The 21961-nt window shown below is 35.2% G+C and carries 14 protein-coding genes and 1 other RNA gene; 4 read left to right on the top strand and 11 right to left on the bottom strand.

All coding sequences use genetic code 11. The features are described 5' to 3' along the window. Positions 1-1503: a RagB/SusD family nutrient uptake outer membrane protein gene (locus tag BUA98_RS11850; protein ID WP_072973291.1), complete on the top strand. Its 1503-nt coding sequence runs from the start codon at positions 1-3 to the stop codon at positions 1501-1503. A gap of 106 nt (positions 1504-1609) precedes the next feature. Continuing rightward, positions 1610-3880, top strand: coding sequence for a cellulase family glycosylhydrolase (locus BUA98_RS11845; protein ID WP_072972737.1), 2271 nt, complete (start codon positions 1610-1612; stop codon positions 3878-3880). Between the two features lie 126 nt (positions 3881-4006). On the opposite strand, the gene BUA98_RS11840 is transcribed toward BUA98_RS11845, so the two are convergent. From BUA98_RS11840 to BUA98_RS11800, 9 genes are all read right to left on the bottom strand, one after another. Beyond that, positions 4007-4594, bottom strand: a complete 588-nt coding sequence (locus BUA98_RS11840) for a LutC/YkgG family protein (RefSeq protein WP_072972736.1) — start codon at positions 4592-4594, stop codon at positions 4007-4009. Then, positions 4587-5987: a lactate utilization protein B gene (locus BUA98_RS11835; RefSeq protein WP_072972734.1), complete on the bottom strand. Its 1401-nt coding sequence runs from the start codon at positions 5985-5987 to the stop codon at positions 4587-4589. Before BUA98_RS11835 ends, BUA98_RS11840 begins: the two co-directional genes overlap by 8 nt. A 24-nt stretch (positions 5988-6011) precedes the next feature. After that, a complete protein-coding gene (locus BUA98_RS11830) occupies positions 6012-6752 on the bottom strand; it encodes a (Fe-S)-binding protein (RefSeq protein WP_072972733.1) in 741 nt (246 codons plus the stop codon). 2 nt (positions 6753-6754) lie between these two features. Continuing rightward, positions 6755-8125: an FGGY-family carbohydrate kinase gene (locus BUA98_RS11825; protein WP_072972731.1), complete on the bottom strand. Its 1371-nt coding sequence runs from the start codon at positions 8123-8125 to the stop codon at positions 6755-6757. 2 nt (positions 8126-8127) lie between these two features. After that, the gene (locus tag BUA98_RS11820) at positions 8128-9402 is read right to left on the bottom strand and encodes a sugar isomerase (protein WP_072972729.1); all 1275 of its coding nucleotides are present in this window, start codon (positions 9400-9402) and stop codon (positions 8128-8130) included. Positions 9403-9592: 190 nt separating this feature from the next. Next, positions 9593-11728, bottom strand: coding sequence for a bifunctional aldolase/short-chain dehydrogenase (locus BUA98_RS11815; protein ID WP_072972727.1), 2136 nt, complete (start codon positions 11726-11728; stop codon positions 9593-9595). 30 nt (positions 11729-11758) lie between these two features. Further along, the gene (gene rhaT / locus BUA98_RS11810; protein ID WP_072972725.1) at positions 11759-12808 is read right to left on the bottom strand and encodes an L-rhamnose/proton symporter RhaT; all 1050 of its coding nucleotides are present in this window, start codon (positions 12806-12808) and stop codon (positions 11759-11761) included. A 1135-nt stretch (positions 12809-13943) separates the two neighbouring features. Next, positions 13944-14339: a transfer-messenger RNA gene (gene ssrA, locus BUA98_RS11805) on the bottom strand. A gap of 219 nt (positions 14340-14558) precedes the next feature. After that, positions 14559-15761 carry a serine hydrolase domain-containing protein gene (locus BUA98_RS11800; protein WP_072972724.1) on the bottom strand — a complete coding sequence of 401 codons (1203 nt, stop codon included), beginning with the start codon at positions 15759-15761 and terminating at the stop codon, positions 14559-14561. Between the two features lie 240 nt (positions 15762-16001). Here BUA98_RS11800 and BUA98_RS11795 point away from each other — a divergent pair, with 240 nt between their 5' ends. After that, positions 16002-17201 carry an NAD(P)-dependent oxidoreductase gene (locus BUA98_RS11795; protein ID WP_072972722.1) on the top strand — a complete coding sequence of 400 codons (1200 nt, stop codon included), beginning with the start codon at positions 16002-16004 and terminating at the stop codon, positions 17199-17201. Between the two features lie 200 nt (positions 17202-17401). Here the strand turns inward: BUA98_RS11795 and fumC are convergent, their stop codons facing one another. Next, the gene (fumC, locus tag BUA98_RS11790) at positions 17402-18787 is read right to left on the bottom strand and encodes a class II fumarate hydratase (protein WP_072972720.1); all 1386 of its coding nucleotides are present in this window, start codon (positions 18785-18787) and stop codon (positions 17402-17404) included. 318 nt (positions 18788-19105) lie between these two features. On the opposite strand from fumC, the gene BUA98_RS22185 reads away from it, so the two are divergent. Next, on the top strand, positions 19106-19279 hold the full coding sequence (locus tag BUA98_RS22185; RefSeq protein WP_026984685.1) for a hypothetical protein: 174 nt from the start codon (positions 19106-19108) through the stop codon (positions 19277-19279). A gap of 167 nt (positions 19280-19446) precedes the next feature. On the opposite strand, the gene BUA98_RS11780 is transcribed toward BUA98_RS22185, so the two are convergent. Continuing rightward, positions 19447-21909: a TonB-dependent receptor gene (locus BUA98_RS11780; protein ID WP_072973289.1), complete on the bottom strand. Its 2463-nt coding sequence runs from the start codon at positions 21907-21909 to the stop codon at positions 19447-19449. Positions 21910-21961 lie beyond the last annotated feature (52 nt).

Below are 21961 nucleotides of genomic sequence, written 5' to 3'. Positions count from 1 at the left end.
ATGAAAATTAAAATATTAATCGCAGTTTCAGTATTGATGCTTTCAGCATCATGCTCTGAAGATTTTTTGGATAAACTGCCAGAAACGGTAGTCTCAGCTGAGAATTTCTATAAAACAGAGACTGATTTTAAATTAGCTACTGTTGGAATGTATGTACCGTTAAGAAATCTATACGGAACAGGACTTGCTGACTTTGGTGCATGGGCAATGGGCGAAATGAGGTCAGATAATACAGTGTTTATTTATAATTATAACAATCGAGGTTATGCCGACCGCGAATATGTAGATCAATTTATCGACGATTCAAATGGCGGAGGAGTAAGTAATAAATATCAAAATGATTATATTATAATAGGACGTGCCAACCAAATCTTAAGTAAAATTGATGCGGCTGATTTTGACCAGACCAAGAAAAACAATTACAAAGGTCAGGCATTATTTTTAAGAGCTTTCGCATACTTCGATCTTGTGAATTACTTTGGAAGTGTTCCATTGACTTTAGTTCCCCCAACTTCGTATGGTGAAACAATTACCCCGCAAAGCCCTGTAGAGGACATCTATAAACAAATTATCGCAGATGCAACCGAAGCAGCTTCATTACTTCCAACAAAAGCCTCACAGGACGCTGGGTTTGTTGCAAATGGCGCAGCATATACACTATTAGGCAATGTTCATATTACATTGAAACAATGGCCTGAAGCAGAAGCTGCACTTTTAAAAGTCCAAGGCTATTCTTTACTTGGAGATTATGCTGCACTATATGATCCTGCAAATAAGAACAATGCTGAATCAATTTTCGAAATTCAATATTTGGACGAACCGACAGCTAATGCTGCAAGTAATTTTGCTTATAATTTCCTGCCTATTTTAGCAGATCCTGGTGTTATTCCTGGTTTTCCGAGCGGAAGCAGTAATACTTATGCAGGTTGGAATACTCCTTCTCCTGAACTGATTGCAGCATATCAGCCAGGCGATCTTCGTAAAGCAAAATCAATTGCTTTTTATACTGGTGAAGGATATAACAATATTCCTTACATCAAAAAATACGTAACAGGAGCAGCAATTGCACCAAATACAAATAATGACTGGCCGGTTTACCGCTATGCAGAAGTATTACTTTTTCTAGCGGAAGCTATGAATGAGCAAGGAAAACCTCAAGCACTTACATACCTTAATCAGGTCCATGCAAATCCAAGAACTGGATTGACTCCTATAACAATAAGTGACCAGACTCAATTGCGTGATCTTATACAAGAGGAAAGAAGGATTGAACTTGCTTTTGAAAATAAACGATGGCTGGATCTGGTTCGAACAGGCAAAGCTATACAGGTACTGAAAGCACAGGGAGAAAATATTAAAGCAAATCCGCAAAAATATTATTATCCTGTAAATATCACTCCTCCGGCATCATCTTATAATGTATCAGAAAAACATTTGCTTTTTCCGATACCAGAGCGTGAAATTAGGCTGAATCCTAGCTTTAAGCAAAACACAGGATACTAACCAAATCCTGAATAATTAATAAAAAAAGTCACTATAGTTTTTTGGATTATAGTGACTTTTTTGCCCTCTGGATTAAAACTTTACTAACCAATAACCACAAAAGAGTATGAAACTAAAAATTTTATCCGCTGTCCTGTTATATCTGATATTTAACAGCTCCGCTTTTTCACAAGCGTTAACCAGTGCTGACTTTTTAAAAACAAATGGAACAGTTATCCGCAAGAATAACGGAACTGGAGCTATAGTCAATCTGCGAGGAACCAATCTGGGTTCGTGGCTCAGCATGGAGTACTGGATGGGACCTCTTGGAACAGGTTCCCTTAATCGAAGCCAATGGACAGCCACTGCTTTCTCAACATATGCGGGAACAAATGTTCAAAATGTCTTCGACCGTAATCTTACCACAAGATGGAGTAGTGGCCAGGCACAAGCGCCGGACCAGTATTTTACAGTTGATTTGGGAAAAAAATCGATCTTTAATAGGATTTCATTTGAAGCAGCAGGATTTACCGGAGACTATGCTCGCGGTTACAAAATCGAAGTTTCAGATGATTCAATATCTTGGGAAACAGCAGTGTCAGGTACAGCTACCACCGAAAATGTTTTTCTTCAGCTACCAAACATATATTACAAACGGTATGTGAAAATTACACAAACCGGTACTGCTTCAGCTAACTACTGGTCTATCGCTGAATTTAATCTGTATATGGAAGATGATATAGCGGTACGAAACAGTCTTTATGATAGATTTGGCGTTGCAGCAGCAGACACACTTCTAGATGGTTTTCAAAACACCTGGATTACAACAACTGACCTTAATAATATTAAAAATATGGGAATGAACATGGTCAGAGTTCCCTTCTACTGGATGGAAGTTATGAATAATGACGGTACAATAAAAACAAACGGTTTTACTCAATTAGACTGGGTTATTGCACAATGTAGCAGCAGAGGAATGTACGTGATTTTAGATTTGCATGGAGCACCTGGTGGAATAAATGGATTTATTACCAGCGGTCAGGCATATATTAATAATTATTGGACTGATGCTACTTCTCAGCAAATGACAATAAATTTATGGAAAGCACTTGCAAACCGCTATAAAACTAATCCGGCGGTAGCAGCTTATGATCTACTGAACGAGCCACTTAGCAGTAATCAAACCCTTTATCCTATCAGTCAGTTTTATAATACATTATACCAGCAGATTAGAGCAATTGATGCTAATCATATTATTTCCATTGGTGCTTTTCCGGGATTCTCATTTGTAGAACCGCCATCAACATATGGATGGACTAACGTACTTTATCAAGTTCATAATTATAACGAAGATAAAACCAACTACAATTCTCAGAGTGGCTTCATAGATGCTATTTTACTGGATATTGCTAATCATCAGAATAACTGGAACGTTCCTGTATTGGCAGGAGAATTTAACTTCTGGAATTTTCCAGACTTGTGGCAGAAATATCTGCGAGGTCTAAATGCACTTAATGCTTCTTGGTCTAATTGGGCATATAAGGTAAAACGTGTTGACAGTCCAGTTGAAAATTGGGGTTATTATCAAGGAAATACCAATCCTGCACCAGACATTCATTATGATTCTTCATCTGTAATTCAAAGTAAATGGAGTATGTTTGGTACTTCAAGTTTTACAGCAAACACGACATTGATCAATACGGTTACACCGTACACAACTGTTGTTCCTTCCGTACCACCAATTGGAAGAACAATCTGGCTTAAAGGTAATAATGACAAATACGTAAGTACTGAAGGAAATAGCAATCCAATGACATGCACTCGATCTACATATGCGGGATGGGAACTATTTCAGGTTGTAGATGCAGGAGCAGGAAAAATTGCATTGAAAGGTTCTAATAATCTGTATGTAAGTTCAGAAAATGGTACATCATCGATGATCTGCAATAAAACAACAATTGGTGCTTCTGAATCTTTTACTTTCATAAATGTTGGTGATTGGAAAGTAGCACTGAAGGGTAATAATGGAAAATATGTATGTTCCATGAACGGAACAAGCCCTGTTATTTGTGACAAAGCAGAAATTGCAGTATGGGAATCTTTTACTTGGGGAGATGGTACATCAACAGCTAAAAAATCTTTAGTTCAACCACAGGAAGAGGATATTGATCAAGGAAATCTCATTTATCCGAATCCAGCTTCCAATACTTTTCATATAAAAGCTGAAATCAATCAATATGCAATTAAAATTTATAACAACGCAGGGACGCTTGTGAAAAATATTGAAAAGAGCAGTGATGCTGAAGACATAAATGTAGAGAACCTTCCCGCTGGAGTTTATTGTGTAAAAATTGAAGGGGAAGGAAAAGTAGTAAACAAAAAATTAATGATAAAGTAAAGAAAGAATACAGAAATACTGTCTTTCATTAGGAAGGCAGTATTTGTTTTTATCATATTCATCAGAATAAAGAAACTGAATCTCTTCACTCTAACTTTGCCTTATTTCCAATTTAAAATAATAAAATTAATCTTTTAGAAAAACCGTAAGTCCTCTGGCGCCATGCGCACCTAAAACCAATGACTGTTCAATGTCAGCCGTTTTTGATGGTCCGGCGATAAAAGTTCCAAAACCATATTCCTGATTTCCAATTCTGTCATAAGCCTGGTGCATTGTCGGAATAATGTCTTTTTTATTTACTATGATAGCCAAATATTGTGTTATAAAAGGCGCAACACGTTGCCCTAGAATATCATCTGTTACCCAAAGTGCACTATTTTCAGCTACTCCAAAATGCGCGTTTATAATCGTTAATTCCACATCTTTAAGTGAATGCGGATCGTCGTTTGTCCAATCTAAAACAGCGATTTCAGAAAGCTCCGGAATTGTCGTTATAATACGTTTTTCAAGTGGATAATTATTTTTGATGTAAGCTATTGCTTCACTATAATCAGCCACTTCTATCGGATTTCCACCAATATTTCTTAATACTGTTTTATACATTTCCAAAACATCAAACTGATCAGAACCCAAAACATTTAAATCAGGCAATTCAGCAGCTAGATTCGGCTGACTTTGTTTTATTTTATTTAAAATTTCAGCTTTACTACTCATCTTTTTTCGCTTTAGACTCCCTTGAATTTTTCTTGTACCATTCTCTAAAAGATTCCTCGGGAACTTCTGGCATTTCGCGCTGGTCGTACCATTTGTTCATTTTATTATTCACTAATCCGGGAATATTTTTCATTACAAATCTTCCCGATTTTCCAGCCAAATTAAATACGGTAGGATTCGCTAAAACGGTTGCCATGGTTTTCATCGCAATAGTTTTGGAAGTTGGCGTATGACCTTTTTTTACCAAAACCTGACGCCATTTATACAACTGGTCGTGAATATCAATTTTAACCGGACATACATTCGTACACGAACCACAAAGGGTACTTGCAAAAGGTAAATCGGCATTTTTGCTCATGTCTAAATTAGGCGCTAAAATCGACCCAATTGGTCCGGCAACGGCATTATGGTAACTATGTCCACCACTTCTTCTGTACACCGGACAAGTGTTCATACAAGCACCACAACGAATGCATTTTAAAGAGTTTCTAAAATCTGCTCTTCCTAATTGTGTACTTCTTCCGTTATCGACAATTACAACGTGAATTTCTTTTCCGTCTCTTGGTTTTTTAAAATGACTTGAGAAAGTCGTAATCGGTTGTCCTGTCGCGCTTCTGGCCAATAATCTTAGGAAAACGCCTAAATGTTTACGCTCAGGAATCAGTTTTTCAAATCCCATACAGGCAATGTGAACATCGGCTAAATGCGCACCCATATCAGCATTTCCTTCATTGGTACAAACTACAAATTCACCTGTTTCGGCAATGGCAAAGTTAACTCCTGTTAAAGCGGCTTTGCGTGTTAAAAACGTATCACGAAGTTCACGTCTTGCAGATTCCGTTAAATACTGCGGATCAAAATTTCCTTTTTCAGTTCCCAAATGTTCGTGAAAAGTTTCACTTACGTCTTCTTTTTTAAGGTGAATGGCTGGCAACACAATATGACTTGGCGGCTCTTTACGAAGCTGAACGATATATTCTCCTAAATCAGAATCGATAACTTCGATGCCTTTGTCTGCTAAATAATCATTCAGATGACATTCTTCTGTAAGCATCGATTTTGATTTCACCATTTGCTTTACATCGTGTTTCTGTAAAATCCAATGCACAATTTCGTTATGTTCTTTTGCATCGGCTGCCCAATGCACAATGATTCCATTTTTTTGAGCATTAGCCTCGAAATCACTTAAATAATCGTGCATATTGGCCAGTACATTATTTTTGATTTGAGAAGCCGTTTCACGAAGCAATTCCCAATCCGGAATTTGATGTGCCGATTTATCACGTTTTTCACGGACAAACCAAAGCGTTTCATCATGCCAGTTTACACGCTCTACATCTTTATTAAAACGTGTTGCGGCCTGGCTATGTTCTATTATTTTTTCTGAAGACATCTTTTGTGAGTTAAAAGGAATCTTTTAATTTTCCAATGAATTTAATATCTCGGCAATATGAATCGTTTTGATGTTGCTTTTTTGTCTTTTCAGAATTCCTTCCAAATGCATCAGGCACGACATATCACCTCCTGTTATGTAATCAACATTATGGCTTTCATGATCTTTAATTCGATCTTGCCCCATTTTTACTGATACAGCTTCTTCAGTCACACAAAAAGTACCTCCAAAACCACAACATTCATCTTTTCTGGTCAAAGAAACCAAATCGAGTCCTTTTATATTGTGTAATAATTGTTCCGGTTTAGAGAAAAACGGAGCGTTTAATTCGGTCATCTGCGAAAGCTTTAAACCGCGCTGTCCGTGGCAGCTCGTATGCATTCCGACCCTAAAGGGAAAGCTCCCTTCTATATGATCTACTTTTAGAACATCAGTAATAAACTCTGTCAATTCAAAAACCTTCTTGCGCATTTCAGTCGCTAAATCTTCTTGTTTTTCATCATGCAAATGATCTTTTACATGCAAAACGCAACTTCCTGATGGGCAAACGATATAATCAAAATCAGAAAAATTGGCTATAAAATTGGCGTCACAGCCTTTGGTTAAATATTGGTAGCCGCTATTTGCCATCGGTTGTCCGCAACAGGTTTGTCCCATTGGAAACTGAACATCACAGCCTAATTTTTGTAAAAGCTCATACGTTGCAATACCTACTTTTGGATAAAATTGGTCGACATAGCAGGGTATAAAAAGCCCAACTTTCATAATTAAAATAGTAAAGGAACTAGCTTTTTCATTCTGTAATTTTCTTTTAGAAATTGAGAAGTAACCTGTTTATCCGAAATAACCATAGCCGCACCCAATGCCGAGCCAAGGGGAGAATGTGTAGATAATATCTTAAATGAACTAAAATGATGTGACATTAACTTCATAAAAACATCATTATCAGTAAAACCTCCATCAATATATATTTTTTTTATTTTACTGTTTCCGATAGCTTTATCTATAGTATCAACCTGCAGTTCCATTAGTTCAATCATCAATTGATGATAAGCCTCCTCAAATGTTGCAAAAGGTTCTAATTCCGTTTTCTGAGGAAGACGCTGAAGAGAAATGCCTTCAAACTTAAAATAAACCGCTGGTTTTTGAATCAGTCCTAAATATATTTCCTGATCAAATTTTACTTCACGATGATAGCCATATTCTTTATTGTAATAGGCAGATAATTTTTCGACTTGAAGGCGGTATTCATTACCCATAAAAAAACGTGAAGCCTTAACTCTCCTGCCGTCAATCCTTAAATAATTTAGGCAATTATTTGAAATATCTTCCTTACTTAGGCTTTCGGAATTAAAGGGATTTAATGCAATACTCCATGTCCCGGTTGAAAGTAAAAGAAAAGGCTTTTTTTTACTTAAAATATAGGGAAGTAAGGCAGATGAACTATCGTGAATTCCAACTCCAATTTTAATCTTTTTATCTTTATAAGTAGTATTAATACTTGCCGATGTAGGTACAATTGGGGGTAGTATTTTATCAATATCCTCTGCATGAACCCACGCATGATAATCTTCTTCATCGTAGTTCCAAAGATTAGTATGACAGCCAATACTAGTATATTCACTAACAGGAATACCCGTAAACAAATAAGACAAATATTGTGGCAGATGAAGACTATACTTTATTTTACCGAATAAAGCAGGCTGCATTTTTTTTAGCCAATAAAGCTGCATGCCCGAGTTTAACATTCCGGATTGTGGTGATGCAGTCTGAGCACCAATAGTAAGTGCGTCCCCATATTGACTGTAAAAACCATCAAGAATTTCCTGAGGAATTTCCTTAATATAGTTATAAAGAGGTGTCAATGGTTTTCCTTTGTAATCCAGATGTACCAAACTTGCTCCATAGGATGAAAAATTCAAAGTTTTAACATCAAAGCGAGTATCCTCTAAAACAGCATCAAAGGTTTCTTTGATCCAATTACGCAGTGCTTCAAGATCTTCAGATTCAAAACCATCTTCGTCCGTTGTCAGCGGCAAATTTGCATAATCTCGATAGACCTCATTATAATCGTCATCAAAAAGGAAAAACTTTTTATTAGTCTTTCCAATATCGAATACAGCGTTTACTTTTTCCATTGCTATAAGCCTGTAGCCATTGTTTTTAATCCTCTTTCACTGATTAGATTTTTTCTAATAGTCTGAGAACGATACAACTCAACTGGATTTAATGCTGCACCAGAACGCAAACGAGCTTCAGCAACCAAAGCACGAACGTCTGTGCGGAAAGCATTCTGCAAAATCTCCTGAGCTTTTACCACATCATTTTCTTCCTGAGCCTTCTCTAAAGCTTTTCTGTCAACTGAAAGCGCTTGTGCATAAGCAATCATAATTGCTTCAACTGACTGCAATAAATCTTCTAAAGGATCTTTTATATTGTGAGAAGCATCAATCATCCAGCCTAAATCTTTGGCGTGATTCATTCCTCTGGCATCCATTCCTTCCACTAATTCATTAAAAATTAAGAATAATTGGTACGGTTTTAATGCTCCAGCAGTTAAATCATCATCTCCATATTTTGAATCGTTGAAATGGAAACCGCCCAATTTACCATCCATTAATAATAAAGAAACTATCTGTTCTATATTAGCATTTGGCAAATGATGTCCTAAATCGACTAAAGTCTGCGCTTTGTCTCCTAATTTTTGAACATATGAATATGATTGTCCCCAATCTGCCACAGTTGTAGAGTAAAAATTTGGTTCAGCACATTTATATTCTAAAAATAATTTCCAGTTTGAAGGTAATGCATCGTAGATTTCTTCTAAACTTTCTAATGTATTTTGATACGCTTTACGGAAGTTTAATTGCCCAGGAAAAGAAGATCCATCTGCAAGCCAAATCGTTAAAGATTCTGATCCCAGTTCAATTCCATGCTGAATCACCTCAATATTGTGAGCAATCGCTTCTTTTCGAACAGCTTTATTAACATTTTGTAAAGAGCCAAATTTATACGAATTTGCCTGAGAAGACTGATCCTGAAAAGTATTGGAATTCATGGCGTCAAACTTTAATCCGTGTTGTGCAGCCAGATTTTTGATTGCTTTATAATCAGTTGGAATATCCCACGGAATATGAAGTGAAATGGCCCCAGAAGCATTGTTTAAAGCATGTAGTAAACCAACATCTTCAATTTTTTCTTCTAATGAACGAGGCTCACCTCCGCCCGGAAAACGCCCAAATCTAGTTCCGCCAGTTCCTAATGCCCAAGATGGAATAGCAATTTGAAAATCAATTAATTTTTGAATGATTGATTCTGTATTTGCAATTTCTGAGGCTGTAAAAACAAGTTTGTTTTGATGCTTTTTTAGCAGCTCCTCATTATGAGATGCTATATTATTCGATTCAATTATCATGTTGTTATCTTTTATTATAGAGCTTACAATTTATAACTTTTGACAAGCTGTGCTCCAAATTAACTTTATTTTTTTTGCCTTCAGATTAATAAAAATTTTGATTTAAAAAATCTAACGTTCGAAAACCAACCGAACGTTAGATTACAAAAAAAACTACTAATGCTTAAAAACAAAATTTACAAAAAACAATTTATCTATAAAAGCCCATTGCAACACCGCCGTCTACGTTTAGGGCATTTCCTGTCGATTTATTTAATAAACCTCCAACAAAGGCAAAACAAGCGTTTGCAATATCATCTGGCAATATAATTTCATTTAGTAAGGTACGTTTTGCATAATAAGCAGGAAGTTCTTCAACTTTCACTCCATATGCTTTTGCACGACCTTCAGCCCATCCGCCAGACCAGATATTAGAATCTGAGATAACAGCATCAGGATTTACAGTATTTACACGAATTTTGTCCACTCCTAATTCAGCTGCCATCAAACGTGTTAAATGTGCCTGAGCTGCTTTTGCTGAACCATAACCTGGATTATTTGGACCTGCAACAACAGCATTTTTAGATACAATATTTACAATGTCTCCCCCAAATCCTTGCTTACGCATTACTTCGATTCCGGCTTTAGAAACAATAAATTGTCCTTTTACTAAGATATCATATAATCTGTCCCATTCTTCAAGTGTATGCTCTGCGATAGATTTAGAAATGCTTATTCCGGCATTGTTCACAATAATGTCAGCGCCCCCAAAAGCTAAAGAAGCTTGATCTAATGCTTTTTCTGTACTTCCTTCATCTGTAACATTTAATAATGTACTGGTAACTGCATCTTTTCCGAAAAGTTTAATAAACTCAGCTGTCGCCAATTCTAAACGCTCTTCGTTAATGTCATTGATTACTACACAAGCACCTTCCTGAGCAAATTTTTTCGCAATTGCTTTACCAATTCCGCCAGCCGAGCCTGTAATTACAGCAATTCTTCCTGACAATGCTTTTGGTTTAGGCATACGCTGGAGTTTTGCTTCTTCTAATAACCAATATTCGATATCAAAAGCTTCCTGATGTGGCAAAGATGTATATTCTGAAACTGCTTCAGCACCTTTCATTACATTAACAGCATTTACGTAATATTCTGATGCCAAACGCGCCATTGTTTTATCTTTCGCAAAAGTGAACATTCCCACTCCTGGATATAAAATCACAACCGGATTTGGATCACGCATTGCAGGCGAATTCGACTTTTTACACGCATTGTAATAGTCTTTGTACATTGCTCTATAAGCTTCAAATGCAGGAGCTAATTTTGCTTTTATGGCATCAACATCTGATAAATCTTCGTTTGGGTCTAATTCCAAAACAAGAGGGCTGATTTTCGTTCGTAAAAAGTGATCTGGGCAAGAAGTTCCAAGCGGAGCCAATTTTGCCAAATCATTAGAATTGATGAATTCCAAAACTCTTGCATCATCTGTATAATGTCCAATCATTTGACGCTCTGAAGAACAGAAACCTCTTAAAATTGGAGCCACTTTTGCCGCTTTCAAATGACGATCAGGAACAGGCAAACTTTCTAGTTTTTGACCTCCAAAAACAGTACGTTTTTTTCCGTAATTATCTTCTAAGTAAGTGGCACATTTTTCGATTACTTCAAGTGTATTGATATAACTTTCGTAGGCAGTGTCACCCCAGGTAAAAAGTCCGTGAGAACCTAACATAATTCCGCGTAATTTTTTACCTTTCTTTTCAGCCTCTTCTAAACAACTTCTTAATTGAAGTCCCAGATCAAAACCTGGACGCTGCCATCCAACCCAGCCAATTTCTCCATTAAATAATTCCTCTGTAATCTTAGCTCCGTCTTTAGCAGCAGCGATTGCTATTGCCGCATCTGGATGCAAGTGGTCGATATGTTTAAAAGGCAAAAATCCGTGCAAAGGTGTGTCGATTGAAGGTGCTTTTGAAGCTAAATCGAAAATGCAATGGTTGAATAATTCTACCATTTCATCTTCAAATTCGATTCCTCTGTAAACGTTTTCAAGATTGCGAAGCCTGTCTAAATAAAGTGCTGCACAGCCAGATTTTGTCAGTGTTCCGATATCTCCTCCGGAACCTTTGATCCACATTACTTCTGAACTCTCTCCTGTTAATGGATCCTTGTCCGTAATTTTAACTGAAGTATTTCCTCCTCCATAATTGGTCAATCGCAAATCAGCTCCCAGTAAATTAGAACGATAAATGAAAAGTGCTACTTCATCTCCTGCCAAAGCTTTTGCTTTAGCATCATCCCAAAGATAACTTACATGCTTAAAAGTCATATTGTTTGTATTTGACATTGTGTTGTTTATGTTAGTTTGATTAATTATCTATAATGAATTCCCGATTCCAACTAATACAATTGAAAGCATGATCAATCCGATACCCCATAAAAAAGTTCTGAAGGTTTTTTTTGATACTCCTGACCATTCTTTCAAATAGAATCCCCAGAAATTGGCAGTCAAAATAATGGTTGCCATATGTAGAATCCATGAACTTGCGCCGTTTCCTAGTTTGCTCTCTCCCATACCGTAGAAAAAAAACTGCAGAAACCACATTGTTCCTGCAAGGGCAGAAAAAAGAATATTTTTAGTAATTGGTGATTTTCTATTAGTGTAGTCACCAAAAGTTTTGTTTTTAAAATTAAGATACATACACCAGATAAAATTCGTTGTAAGTCCTCCCCAAAGCAAAACGATATAAGTAACATTATTTTGGAATAAAGGATTACATCCCGCTACAACAGCTGCTTCTGCCATTGGTTTGCCAGCCTCGATTCCATAATTAAAAAACGAACTCAAAATACCCGATATCACTGCAATAACAAGTCCTTTTACAAGACTAAAATCTTTGTCTTTATCTTCGTGTCCGACTGCAAAATCTTTTTCCTTGAGGATTCCAGCTTTTCCAGAAATAGCAATTCCTAAAAGACAAACAGCAACTCCTAATAATACAAGTTGGCCACCGGGATTTGAAAGCATATCACTAAATGAAATTTTCCCTTCAGTAGGATACAAATCATAATAAATAGATGGGACCAAAGCTCCAAAAGCAGAACAGAATCCTAAAATAATAGAATTCCCAAGAGACATTCCAAGATAACGAACGCCTAAGCCGTATGTTAGCCCTCCAATTCCCCAAACAAGTCCCATCGAATAAGTAAAAGCTTTGATTGCAGGTGATGCAGCATCTATAATTTCAGGAAAATGTGGAATGGTTAAATAAGCTGCAATGGGTGGCACTATAAGCCAGGAGAAAAAACCTCCAATAATCCAATAGCTTTCCCAAGCCCAATTTTTAACTTTTTTGAATGGCATATAAAAACTGCCGGAAGAAAATCCTCCAATGGAGTGAAAAAGAATACCAAGTAGTGATTCCATTTAATAATTTTGGTTTGTGGTTATTGATAGTTAATCTGATAGTGTAAAATAATAAAAATAAAAAACTAGAACTGTCCTGTACACTCCTTGTTGATAACCATAATACACTTATTTTTTAATAATTATTACGAATTTTATATTTTGTTGATTTTACTGTTTATAGTCGCGTCTTTGGATGTTATACTATACCCCACTAATCGAAATAAAAAGTAAAATATAAAAGTTGATTTTATAAAGGCAGGGGGGGAGCTTAATGAGTTCTTTATATAAAAACTTTTGCCTTTTTTTTAACCAAAACAATATTTATATGTAAAAAAGTAAATTATATTATCTTGAAGGATGTACAATTGAAAAAACATGATGGTTGAAAGCTCTTTTCTTCGCTATCTATGGAAGTATACATTCTAAAATCTAACCCTTAAATAATGAAATCGTCAAATAGTCGTTAAAATTCATTTTTTCTATTTTTAACATGTTTTATGTTAGATAGTTGTAGATTTAAAAGGTACTCTAGTCAATAGTACCTTTTGAAATAGTTTTATTTTGGCTGATATAAAAACTGATTTCTACAGTAATAAAGGTATGGACAAGACATAACCCTATACAGCTTGTTTTATTGATATTTGTATTTTTAGCTTTTTGTAAGCCTTTGAATTAAGTGTAAATAATACACTTATTATTGGTTGAAAGGTAACTTAAAAACTGTGTTAGATTTGAGTATAAATATTAGTTTCAATTTTAAATTTAAATAGGCCTTAAATAAAAGATATTTACATGCCTCCAGTTATTTTATGAGCTTTTTTTGCGGTTTCGTGTTCTTTTAGCTCTGTTTAAAGACTAATAATCATAGACGAAATGCATGATAAAAATAAGTATTAATTAAGAATTTAATGCAAAAATCACTTCTAGCACAATTAATACTGGCTTTTCAAATTAAATTATATCATTAATAACATCATAAATCGTATTAAATTGAGTTGCTGAAAAGTTACTGGACTTAAACTATTATCTTTTAATTAAAACTAAATCAGGAGTTTTTTAGTTTAAGATTTTGCAGTATAAAGGGGTGATTATTGGCACCTAAAATAGCACCTAAAAAATAAAACCCTTGAAAATCAATGATTTGCAAGGGTTTTTGTGGAGTCGCCGGGAATCGAACCCGGGTCCAAACAAGCAACTAAAGAGCTTTCTACACGTTTATTTCCTGATTGGATTTTCGATGTTAAGCTAGGTCAGGAACAACCACTCAACACTTATCTTCTTAATTTCGATCTCCACCCGAAGCTCATGGAAATCTAGGTTTATTTTTACGGTTCCCCTAAACTGACCGCCACAAACCAAGGCTTTCAAGGAGAATCCAGCTTCCCTATCTTATAGGGACGTGGCTAATCTTACTATAATTCGGATTATGCAGCTAAAGCGTAGTTATTTTCGCCGTGTAAAATTGTAAGATCTTATATTTACGAGCAAGGTCTCAATGCTCGACGTGCTTACTTTCCAATTCGACTTGCTGTCAAAACCAGTCGACCCCAAAAATGAGTTTGCAAATTTATACTATTTGAAGTTACTTTTTACTAAAATTTTCAGAAAAATTGTATTATTCTATGTAGTCGAAAGTCAAATGTCATAAAGTTTTTAAAGTCACATACTTTCGTGCTTTTTTCACCCAGTTGGTGTGTTTTAAAAAAGTACGAAGTCAATATTGATAATACATTTGTGACTTTACGACTTTTGACTTTCGACTATTGTATTATTCTTCATCCTTGAAATTAAAAGGATAATCTCCAAAGATTGGTGCCAGTTTACGAACCGCATAAGTGTTTCTGGTCATTTTATTGGATAAGGCAATAATCGTAACATTTTCTTTCTTTAAAGTAATGTAAGAAGAGGTGTTACCATGCCACCAGCCATTATGAAAATAGAAATTTTGTCCCGTTTCCCAATTGATCATTCGGATACCTAACCCATAATTTTTTGTGCCTTTTCTTTCGTTGCTATAACCTGTATATACTTCTTTTAACAAAGCAGGCTTCAAAAAGTCAGGTGAATTTCTTGCTCTGTCAAATTTTAAAAGATCGCGTACAGTCGAAAATACGTTTTTGTCTCCATAAACATTATCCAGATAATCAAAACCAATTTCGGCACCATTTCCTTTGTATGACGGAACAATCGTTTTTCTTTCTTTATCATCGTCAAAAACGTAAGTATGCGTCATTCCTAAAGGTTTGAAAATGATTTCAGACATGGCTTGTTTATAAGTTAAGCCTGTAATTTTTTCGATTATAAGGGCTAGCATGGCATAATTGGTATTGCAATAGCCAAAACGCGTTCCTGTTTTGGATTCCAGTCCAATATCTTTTGTTGCTAAAATGTCTAAAATATCCTTATTAGTAAGCTGATTATGTCTGTCCCAAACCGATTTGTCGTGATCTGTAAAATAGGCATAATTACGCATACCGCTGCGATGCGTTAAAAGCATTCGAACCGTACAATCTTCGTACGGAAAAGTTTTTAAGATTGTATTTACTTTCTGGTCTAATTTTAGTTTACCTGCATTGACTAATTTCAGTACCGCCGTTGCAGTTAATACTTTACTGACAGAAGCAATTTGTACAGGTGTTTCTGCCGTTATTTTTGTGCCCTCATTTTTGTTGGCATATCCATTATATCTTTCAAAAATAATCTGACCATTTCGGGCAACAAGAAAGCTTCCGTTCATGCTGTTGTTTGGCCAGTTTTTATTGTAAAAATGATTTATTCTCCCTTTTACTGAATTGATATAGGCCTGTGAAATTCTTTTTTCAGGACCTAATGGCTTCATTCTTGGCATTGTATCTTCAACTGTTGAAGCGGTATCAACACTTGTTTTTTTATCTTTTCCGCACGAACTTAAAACTAAGATTAGGAAAAGTATTTGTGGTATATTTGTTTTTTTTAGGAGACTCATTTTCATCATTCTTTAAAAACAAATATATAGAATTCAATATTTATGTTTTCAGTTTTTGACTCTTTCAGAAATCTGATTTTAACATTGTTTTAACTTCTTTTTTTGTTAGTCGATTGTACATCAGGTATTAGCGTTATAAAAATGTTTAAAAAGAGAAAATCACAACAAAATTTTAACTAATTTTGTTATATTTGAAACAAATTGAATCTAAAAAGTTATATTAATATCTATCTTAATCTCGTATAAATGAAATTTGGAATTATAAAAGAAAGAAAATCCCCACCAGACAGACGGGTAGTGTTCTCGCCAAGTGAGCTTGCTAAATTAAAACAGCTTTATCATGAAGCCACTGTTGAAGTTGAAAGTTCTGATATTCGAATTTTTACTGATGTGCAATATAAAAGTATGGGCATAACAGTGACAGATGATGTATCTGATTGCGATGTGTTATTTGGGGTAAAAGAAGTTCCTGTCGAAAATTTGATTCCAAATAAGGCTTATTTCTTTTTTTCGCATACTATAAAAAAGCAGCCTTATAATAGAAAATTGTTGAAAGCAATTTTAGAAAAAAATATCGATTTATACGATCACGAAACTATTGTGGATGCTGAAAATCGCCGTTTGATTGGTTTTGGAAAATATGCCGGAATGGTTGGTGTTTACAACGGAATTCGTGCTTTCGGAATAAAATTTGAATTGTTTAAATTGCCAAAAGCAGAAACACTGGCTGGAAAAGAAGCTTTAATCGCGCAATTAAAACGTACTACTTTACCACCTTTAAAATTTGTTCTTACAGGAACAGGAAAAGTAGGAAGTGGTGCAAAAGAAATTTTGGATGCTATTAAAGTAAAAGAAGTTACTGTCGATAATTATTTGACCAAAAATTATACGCAATCAGTTTATGTGCAATTGGATGTTTTAGAGTATAATAAACGAATTGACGGACAGGTTTTAGATTTCAATGATTTTACCTCTCATCCGGAAGCATACGTTTCTGATTTTGAAAAATTCACGAAAGTGTCTGATATATATTACGCTGGTCACTTTTATGACAATGCAGCACCAATGATTTTAACTCAGGAAATGTTGAATGCCAGCGACTGTAAATTGAGAGTGGTTGCAGATATTTCATGTGATGTTAACGGACCAATTGCATGTACGCTGCGTTCTTCTACTATTGAAGAACCTATTTACGGTTATTTTCCATTAGAAAATAAAGAAGTTGATGTTTTTCATCCTGCTGCAATTGTAGTAATGGCGGTTGATAATCTGCCATGCGAAATTCCGAAAGATGCAAGTGAAGGTTTTGGAGAGCAATTTATGGAACATGTTATTCCGGCATTTTTTAACGGAGATAAAGACGGAATTCTACAAAGAGCCAAAATTACTGAAAAAGGAAAACTGACTCCGAGATTTGCTTATCTGCAAGACTATGTCAATGGTTAATTATTAATTATTAATGGTTAATTGTAAATTAATGATTTGATCTAATAAAAAAAGGTTTTATAAAAGTCTAGACTTTTATAAAACCTTTTTTTATTATTGAAACTAACATAATTGTTCGCTATTAAGAAGTGACTTTTCTTTAGGTGAAGTGACGCAAACCAAATCAATTAATAATTCACCATTAACAATTAACAATTAAATCAAACCATCTCTTCCGGTTTCACCCAGGCATCAAAATCTTCTGGGGTTACATAACCCAAACGAACCGCTTCCTCTTTAAGAGTTGTTCCGTTTTTATGGGCGGTTTGTGCTATTTCTGCGGCTTTATAATAACCAATTTTGGTATTTAAAGCAGTAACCAACATTAAAGAATTATCAACTAATTCTTTGATACGTTTGTAGTTTGGTTCGATTCCCTGAGCACAATGTTCGTCGAATGAGACGCAGGCATCACCTAATAATCTTGCTGATTGAAGGAAATTTGCTGCCATAACCGGTTTAAAAACATTCAATTCATAGTGTCCCTGCATTCCGCCAATGGCAATCGCCATATCATTTCCGATCACCTGAGCGCAAACCATAGTTAAGGCTTCGCATTGTGTTGGGTTTACTTTTCCTGGCATGATAGAAGAGCCCGGTTCATTTTCAGGAATATGAATTTCACCAATTCCAGATCGGGGTCCGGATGCCAGCATTCTAACATCATTGGCAATTTTATTTAAGGAAACAGCCAGTTGTTTTAGCGCGCCGTGTGTTTCTACAATGGCATCATGTGCGGCCAATGCTTCAAATTTATTCTCTGCTGTTACAAATGGATGGTTGGTGAATTTTGCAATATATTCTGCAACTTTTACATCGTAGCCTTTTGGTGTATTAAGTCCGGTTCCAACAGCGGTTCCGCCTAAAGCAATTTCTGATAAATGTGCTAAAGTGTTTTTTAAGGCTTTTAAACCAAAAGATAATTGAGCGGCATAACCTGAAATTTCCTGACCTAAAGTTAATGGCGTTGCATCCATAAGATGCGTACGGCCAATTTTTACCACATCCTTAAATTCGACTGCTTTTGCTGCTAAAGTTGCATGTAATTTCTCAACTCCCGGAATAGTAGTTTCTACAACCATTTTATAAGCTGCAATGTGCATTCCGGTGGGGAAAGTATCGTTTGAGGATTGCGATTTATTGACATCATCATTAGCTTTTATGAATTGTTCGCCTTCTCCAATTTCAAAACCTTTTAGAACCTGAGCGCGGTTTGCAATAACTTCATTTATATTCATATTGCTTTGTGTACCTGACCCGGTTTGCCAGACAACAAGAGGAAATTGGTCGTCTAATTTTCCTTCTAATATTTCGTCACAAACTGCTGCAATTGCATCTCTTTTTTCTATAGGTAAAACGCCAAGATCATAATTTGCATAAGCAGCAGCTTTTTTTAGATAAGCAAAACCTTCAATGATTTCTGGTGGCATCGATCCCGATGGGCCAATTTTGAAATTGTTTCGGGAACGTTCTGTTTGAGCGCCCCAATATTTATCAGCCGGGACTTGTACTTCGCCCATGGTATCTTTTTCTATTCTGTATTTCATTATATATGTGTGTTTATTATTTTTAAAATTAAAAAATGAAAGGTCTTTTGAAAATGAGTGCCCTAGCCCTGATGGGAGGGAAAATCCTTTTGTGCCGGGGTTCGGCATAAAAGATTTGGAAGGACAGCAGGAAATAGCTCCTGAAAACACTCATAATCTTCTAATTTAAGTAGTTAAATAATAATTGACGAAAACCCTTATTTAAAATCAGTTTAAATATACGGATAATTGTGTTTTTATAAAAATTGATTTAGATTTTATTGCTAAGGAAAAATATAAAACTTACATTTGTCCTTACATTCAAAAATTCCGGAAAACATGTTTGAATTTTCACAGTACTTAGGCTTTTTACTTTTCTTGACCATACTAACTATAGGGTTTTGGTTGATGTTTTTCTTAGTTGGTTTCGTATCTTATTGGGTTACGGGAGCAAGCTGGGAAATGTTCAAAGAGAAAAGAGCAAAAAAGAGACAAGAAGAGCAATCAATTTAATTTTAAATTGACTTCATAAAGAAAGGACCCGTTTTATACGAGTCCTTTTTTTTATGCTAAAAAAATAGAAATTCTAATGAAAAAAATCCAAATTCCAATTTGTAAAACTTTAATAGTAGTCTAACAAATTGGAATTTGGAATTTTTAACTTTGAAATTTAAATAATATTATCCTTGAAATTCTCCACCGCCGTCACCTTCGTTTCTAGGCTGCGCATTCTTTTCTCTTTCGTTTTTAGGTTTGTTGAAACGGTATGTAAACGATAAGTTGAATTGACGTTTACGGAACTGCATTTCACCATAAGAGGTTTGGCTCTCAAGAGTTGTGTCATTTTGAAGGTATGTATACGATCTCATGATTCTTGAGTTGAAAATATCGCTTATGTTGAAAGCAATAGTTCCTTTGTCTTTCATTACATCTTTGCTAAAAGCTGTATTCATAGCAAACTGACCTAAGTTTTTACCTTGCGCTGTTTTTTGTTCACCGTTATAAGTACCGTTTAATTGCCAGTCTATTTTGTATGGTAACGTTATTTTTGAACTAACTCTGGCAAACCAAGTGTTGGCTTGGTTATCAAGATTTTGAACAACGTCGTTTCCATTTACATCTGTATAAGTGTTTGATCCCGTAGTTTTTACATTATAAAGATTGAAGTTACTGTTTAATTTCCACCATTTGTATGGGCTATAATTGAATGTAAATTCAAAACCAAATTTTTGTTCTTTCCCTAAGTTGATTGGTCTGCTTAGAATAACAGGAATTCCGTTAACTTCTTCACCATTAGGAGTTCTTACAAAGCTGAAAACGTCTTTTGTGTCTTCAAAATAGGCAGATGTTGTAAACGTTACTTTGTCCCAACGTTTGATATATCCAATATCATATTTATCAGTCAAAGAAGGATCTAAATCTGGATTTCCCTGAAAGATATTAACGTTACTTGAATAGTTTACAGCCGGGTTCATGAAACGTCCTCGTGGTCTTGTTAAACGTTTACTGTAACTAGCTGTAAAGTTGCTTTGATCTGAGATTTCATAACTGATAAAAGCACTTGGAAACAAGTTATTGTATTTTTTAGTATTGTAATCGTTATTGTCTAACAGGTTAACCTCAATGTTAGTGTCTTCCCAACGTAATCCAAATAAATAAGAGAATTTGTTTACTTTAAATCCGTATGAAGTATAAAGTGCATTGATGTTTTCTTTATACTCTAAAGTGTTTGAAAGGTTCGGATCATTTACACCCTGATCATCAGTAACGAAATATCTATTATTTAAATCTCCGAAACTTCCTTTATATCCAGCTTCAAATTGACTTCCTTTTCCTAATGGCAATACATAATCAGCTTGCAATTGTACTTGCTTTTGAACTTGATTGTTTAATGTTGTATTGTAATTTGGTGACGCTGTAATAATACTATTACTGTCATCAGTATTTCTTGAAATCGATAAATCGGCAGTAAGTTTATGTCCTTTGTCGTTGAAGTTTTTAATCAAGTTAGAAGTATATTCAACATTTTCGCTTCCAGTATCGCCATTGTTTAAACGGAAAGAAGATCCTGTAAAGGCATGAGCGGCATCATAATTACTATAATTAATTAAGTCTGTCGTGTTACCTGAATTTTTTTGATAGTTAATAGCGTTTGTCCAGAAAGTATTTGGCGCCACTGTCCATTCGATACCAGCCCTTCCATTAAATCCATCGTTTGTTCTTTTCGTATCACGATCTTCATCTAAAAAGCCTTTTGGTGTTCCGTCGGCATTAAAGTATGATGTGTTAGTTTCACCACCACCTTCGTTAGTTCTATAATTGTAACCTGCTGTAGTGAAATAGTTTAATTTTTCTGTTTTATAGTTTAAATTGGCGCTTAAACCATAAGTTTCAGGAAGTCCGGTAGAGGCAATAAAAGTTCCGTTGAATCCTTGATTTTTACCTTTTTTAAGGATGATATTGATTAATCCTGAACCACCTTCAGCATCATAACGTGCTGATGGGTTGGTAATAACTTCAACCTTGTCAATCGCATCTGCAGGAAGCTGACGTAAAGCTTCTGCAACGTTTATTGCGTTTGATGGTCTTCCGTCGATTAAAATTCGGATGTTATCACTTCCTCTTAAACTTACATTTCCTTCTGTGTCAACAGAAACTGATGGTACATTATCTAAAACGTCACTCACGGTTCCACCTTTAACCATCATGTCCTGTCCAACGTTGTATACTTTTTTGTCTAATTTAATTTCAACTGTAGATTTTTCAGCACGAACAACAACTTCACTCAATTGTGCTGCATCTTCTGATAAATTTACAGCTCCTAAATTAGTATCGCCTGAAATATTTTTTCCTTTGATTTCGGTTGATTTAAACGAAATAAATTCAACTTTTATATCATAAGTTCCAGGAGCAACAGCTACTTCAAATTCACCTTTTGGGTTGGTGATTCCACCCGCGATAACTTTGGTGTCGTTTGGAGCCATGATCGAGATTGTAGCATACTCAAGAGGTTGTTTACTAACTTTTTCGAATACTTTTCCGGTAACTTTTACCTTGTTTTTACCTGTAGGAGGCTGTTGTGCATAGTTGTAAAAACTTGTAAAAAAAAGAACAAGTAATACAGCAAATTTGATTTTTTTCATTGTTATTTTTGGTTTCATTTACTCTTAGACGGCAAAAGTAGCTTTTGGTTTA

Origin of the sequence: Flavobacterium saccharophilum, from assembly GCF_900142735.1 — a bacterium.
Classification (GTDB): Bacteria; Bacteroidota; Bacteroidia; order Flavobacteriales; family Flavobacteriaceae; genus Flavobacterium; species Flavobacterium saccharophilum.
Note: the sequence above shows the minus strand (reverse complement) of the source record. Positions and strands in the feature narration are given on the sequence as shown.

Coding starts and splice junctions, on each gene's coding strand:
- BUA98_RS11840 (WP_072972736.1), bottom strand. CDS start 4,594: ATGAGTAGTAAAGCTGAAATTTTAAATAAAATAAAACAAAGTCAGCCG.
- BUA98_RS11795 (WP_072972722.1), top strand. CDS start 16,002: ATGAAATTTGGAATTATAAAAGAAAGAAAATCCCCACCAGACAGACGG.
- BUA98_RS11825 (WP_072972731.1), bottom strand. CDS start 8,125: ATGGAAAAAGTAAACGCTGTATTCGATATTGGAAAGACTAATAAAAAG.
- BUA98_RS11850 (WP_072973291.1), top strand. CDS start 1: ATGAAAATTAAAATATTAATCGCAGTTTCAGTATTGATGCTTTCAGCA.
- BUA98_RS22185 (WP_026984685.1), top strand. CDS start 19,106: ATGTTTGAATTTTCACAGTACTTAGGCTTTTTACTTTTCTTGACCATA.
- BUA98_RS11820 (WP_072972729.1), bottom strand. CDS start 9,402: ATGATAATTGAATCGAATAATATAGCATCTCATAATGAGGAGCTGCTA.
- BUA98_RS11800 (WP_072972724.1), bottom strand. CDS start 15,761: ATGAAAATGAGTCTCCTAAAAAAAACAAATATACCACAAATACTTTTC.
- fumC (WP_072972720.1), bottom strand. CDS start 18,787: ATGAAATACAGAATAGAAAAAGATACCATGGGCGAAGTACAAGTCCCG.
- BUA98_RS11780 (WP_072973289.1), bottom strand. CDS start 21,909: ATGAAAAAAATCAAATTTGCTGTATTACTTGTTCTTTTTTTTACAAGT.
- BUA98_RS11845 (WP_072972737.1), top strand. CDS start 1,610: ATGAAACTAAAAATTTTATCCGCTGTCCTGTTATATCTGATATTTAAC.
- rhaT (WP_072972725.1), bottom strand. CDS start 12,808: ATGGAATCACTACTTGGTATTCTTTTTCACTCCATTGGAGGATTTTCT.
- BUA98_RS11815 (WP_072972727.1), bottom strand. CDS start 11,728: ATGTCAAATACAAACAATATGACTTTTAAGCATGTAAGTTATCTTTGG.
- BUA98_RS11830 (WP_072972733.1), bottom strand. CDS start 6,752: ATGAAAGTTGGGCTTTTTATACCCTGCTATGTCGACCAATTTTATCCA.
- BUA98_RS11835 (WP_072972734.1), bottom strand. CDS start 5,987: ATGTCTTCAGAAAAAATAATAGAACATAGCCAGGCCGCAACACGTTTT.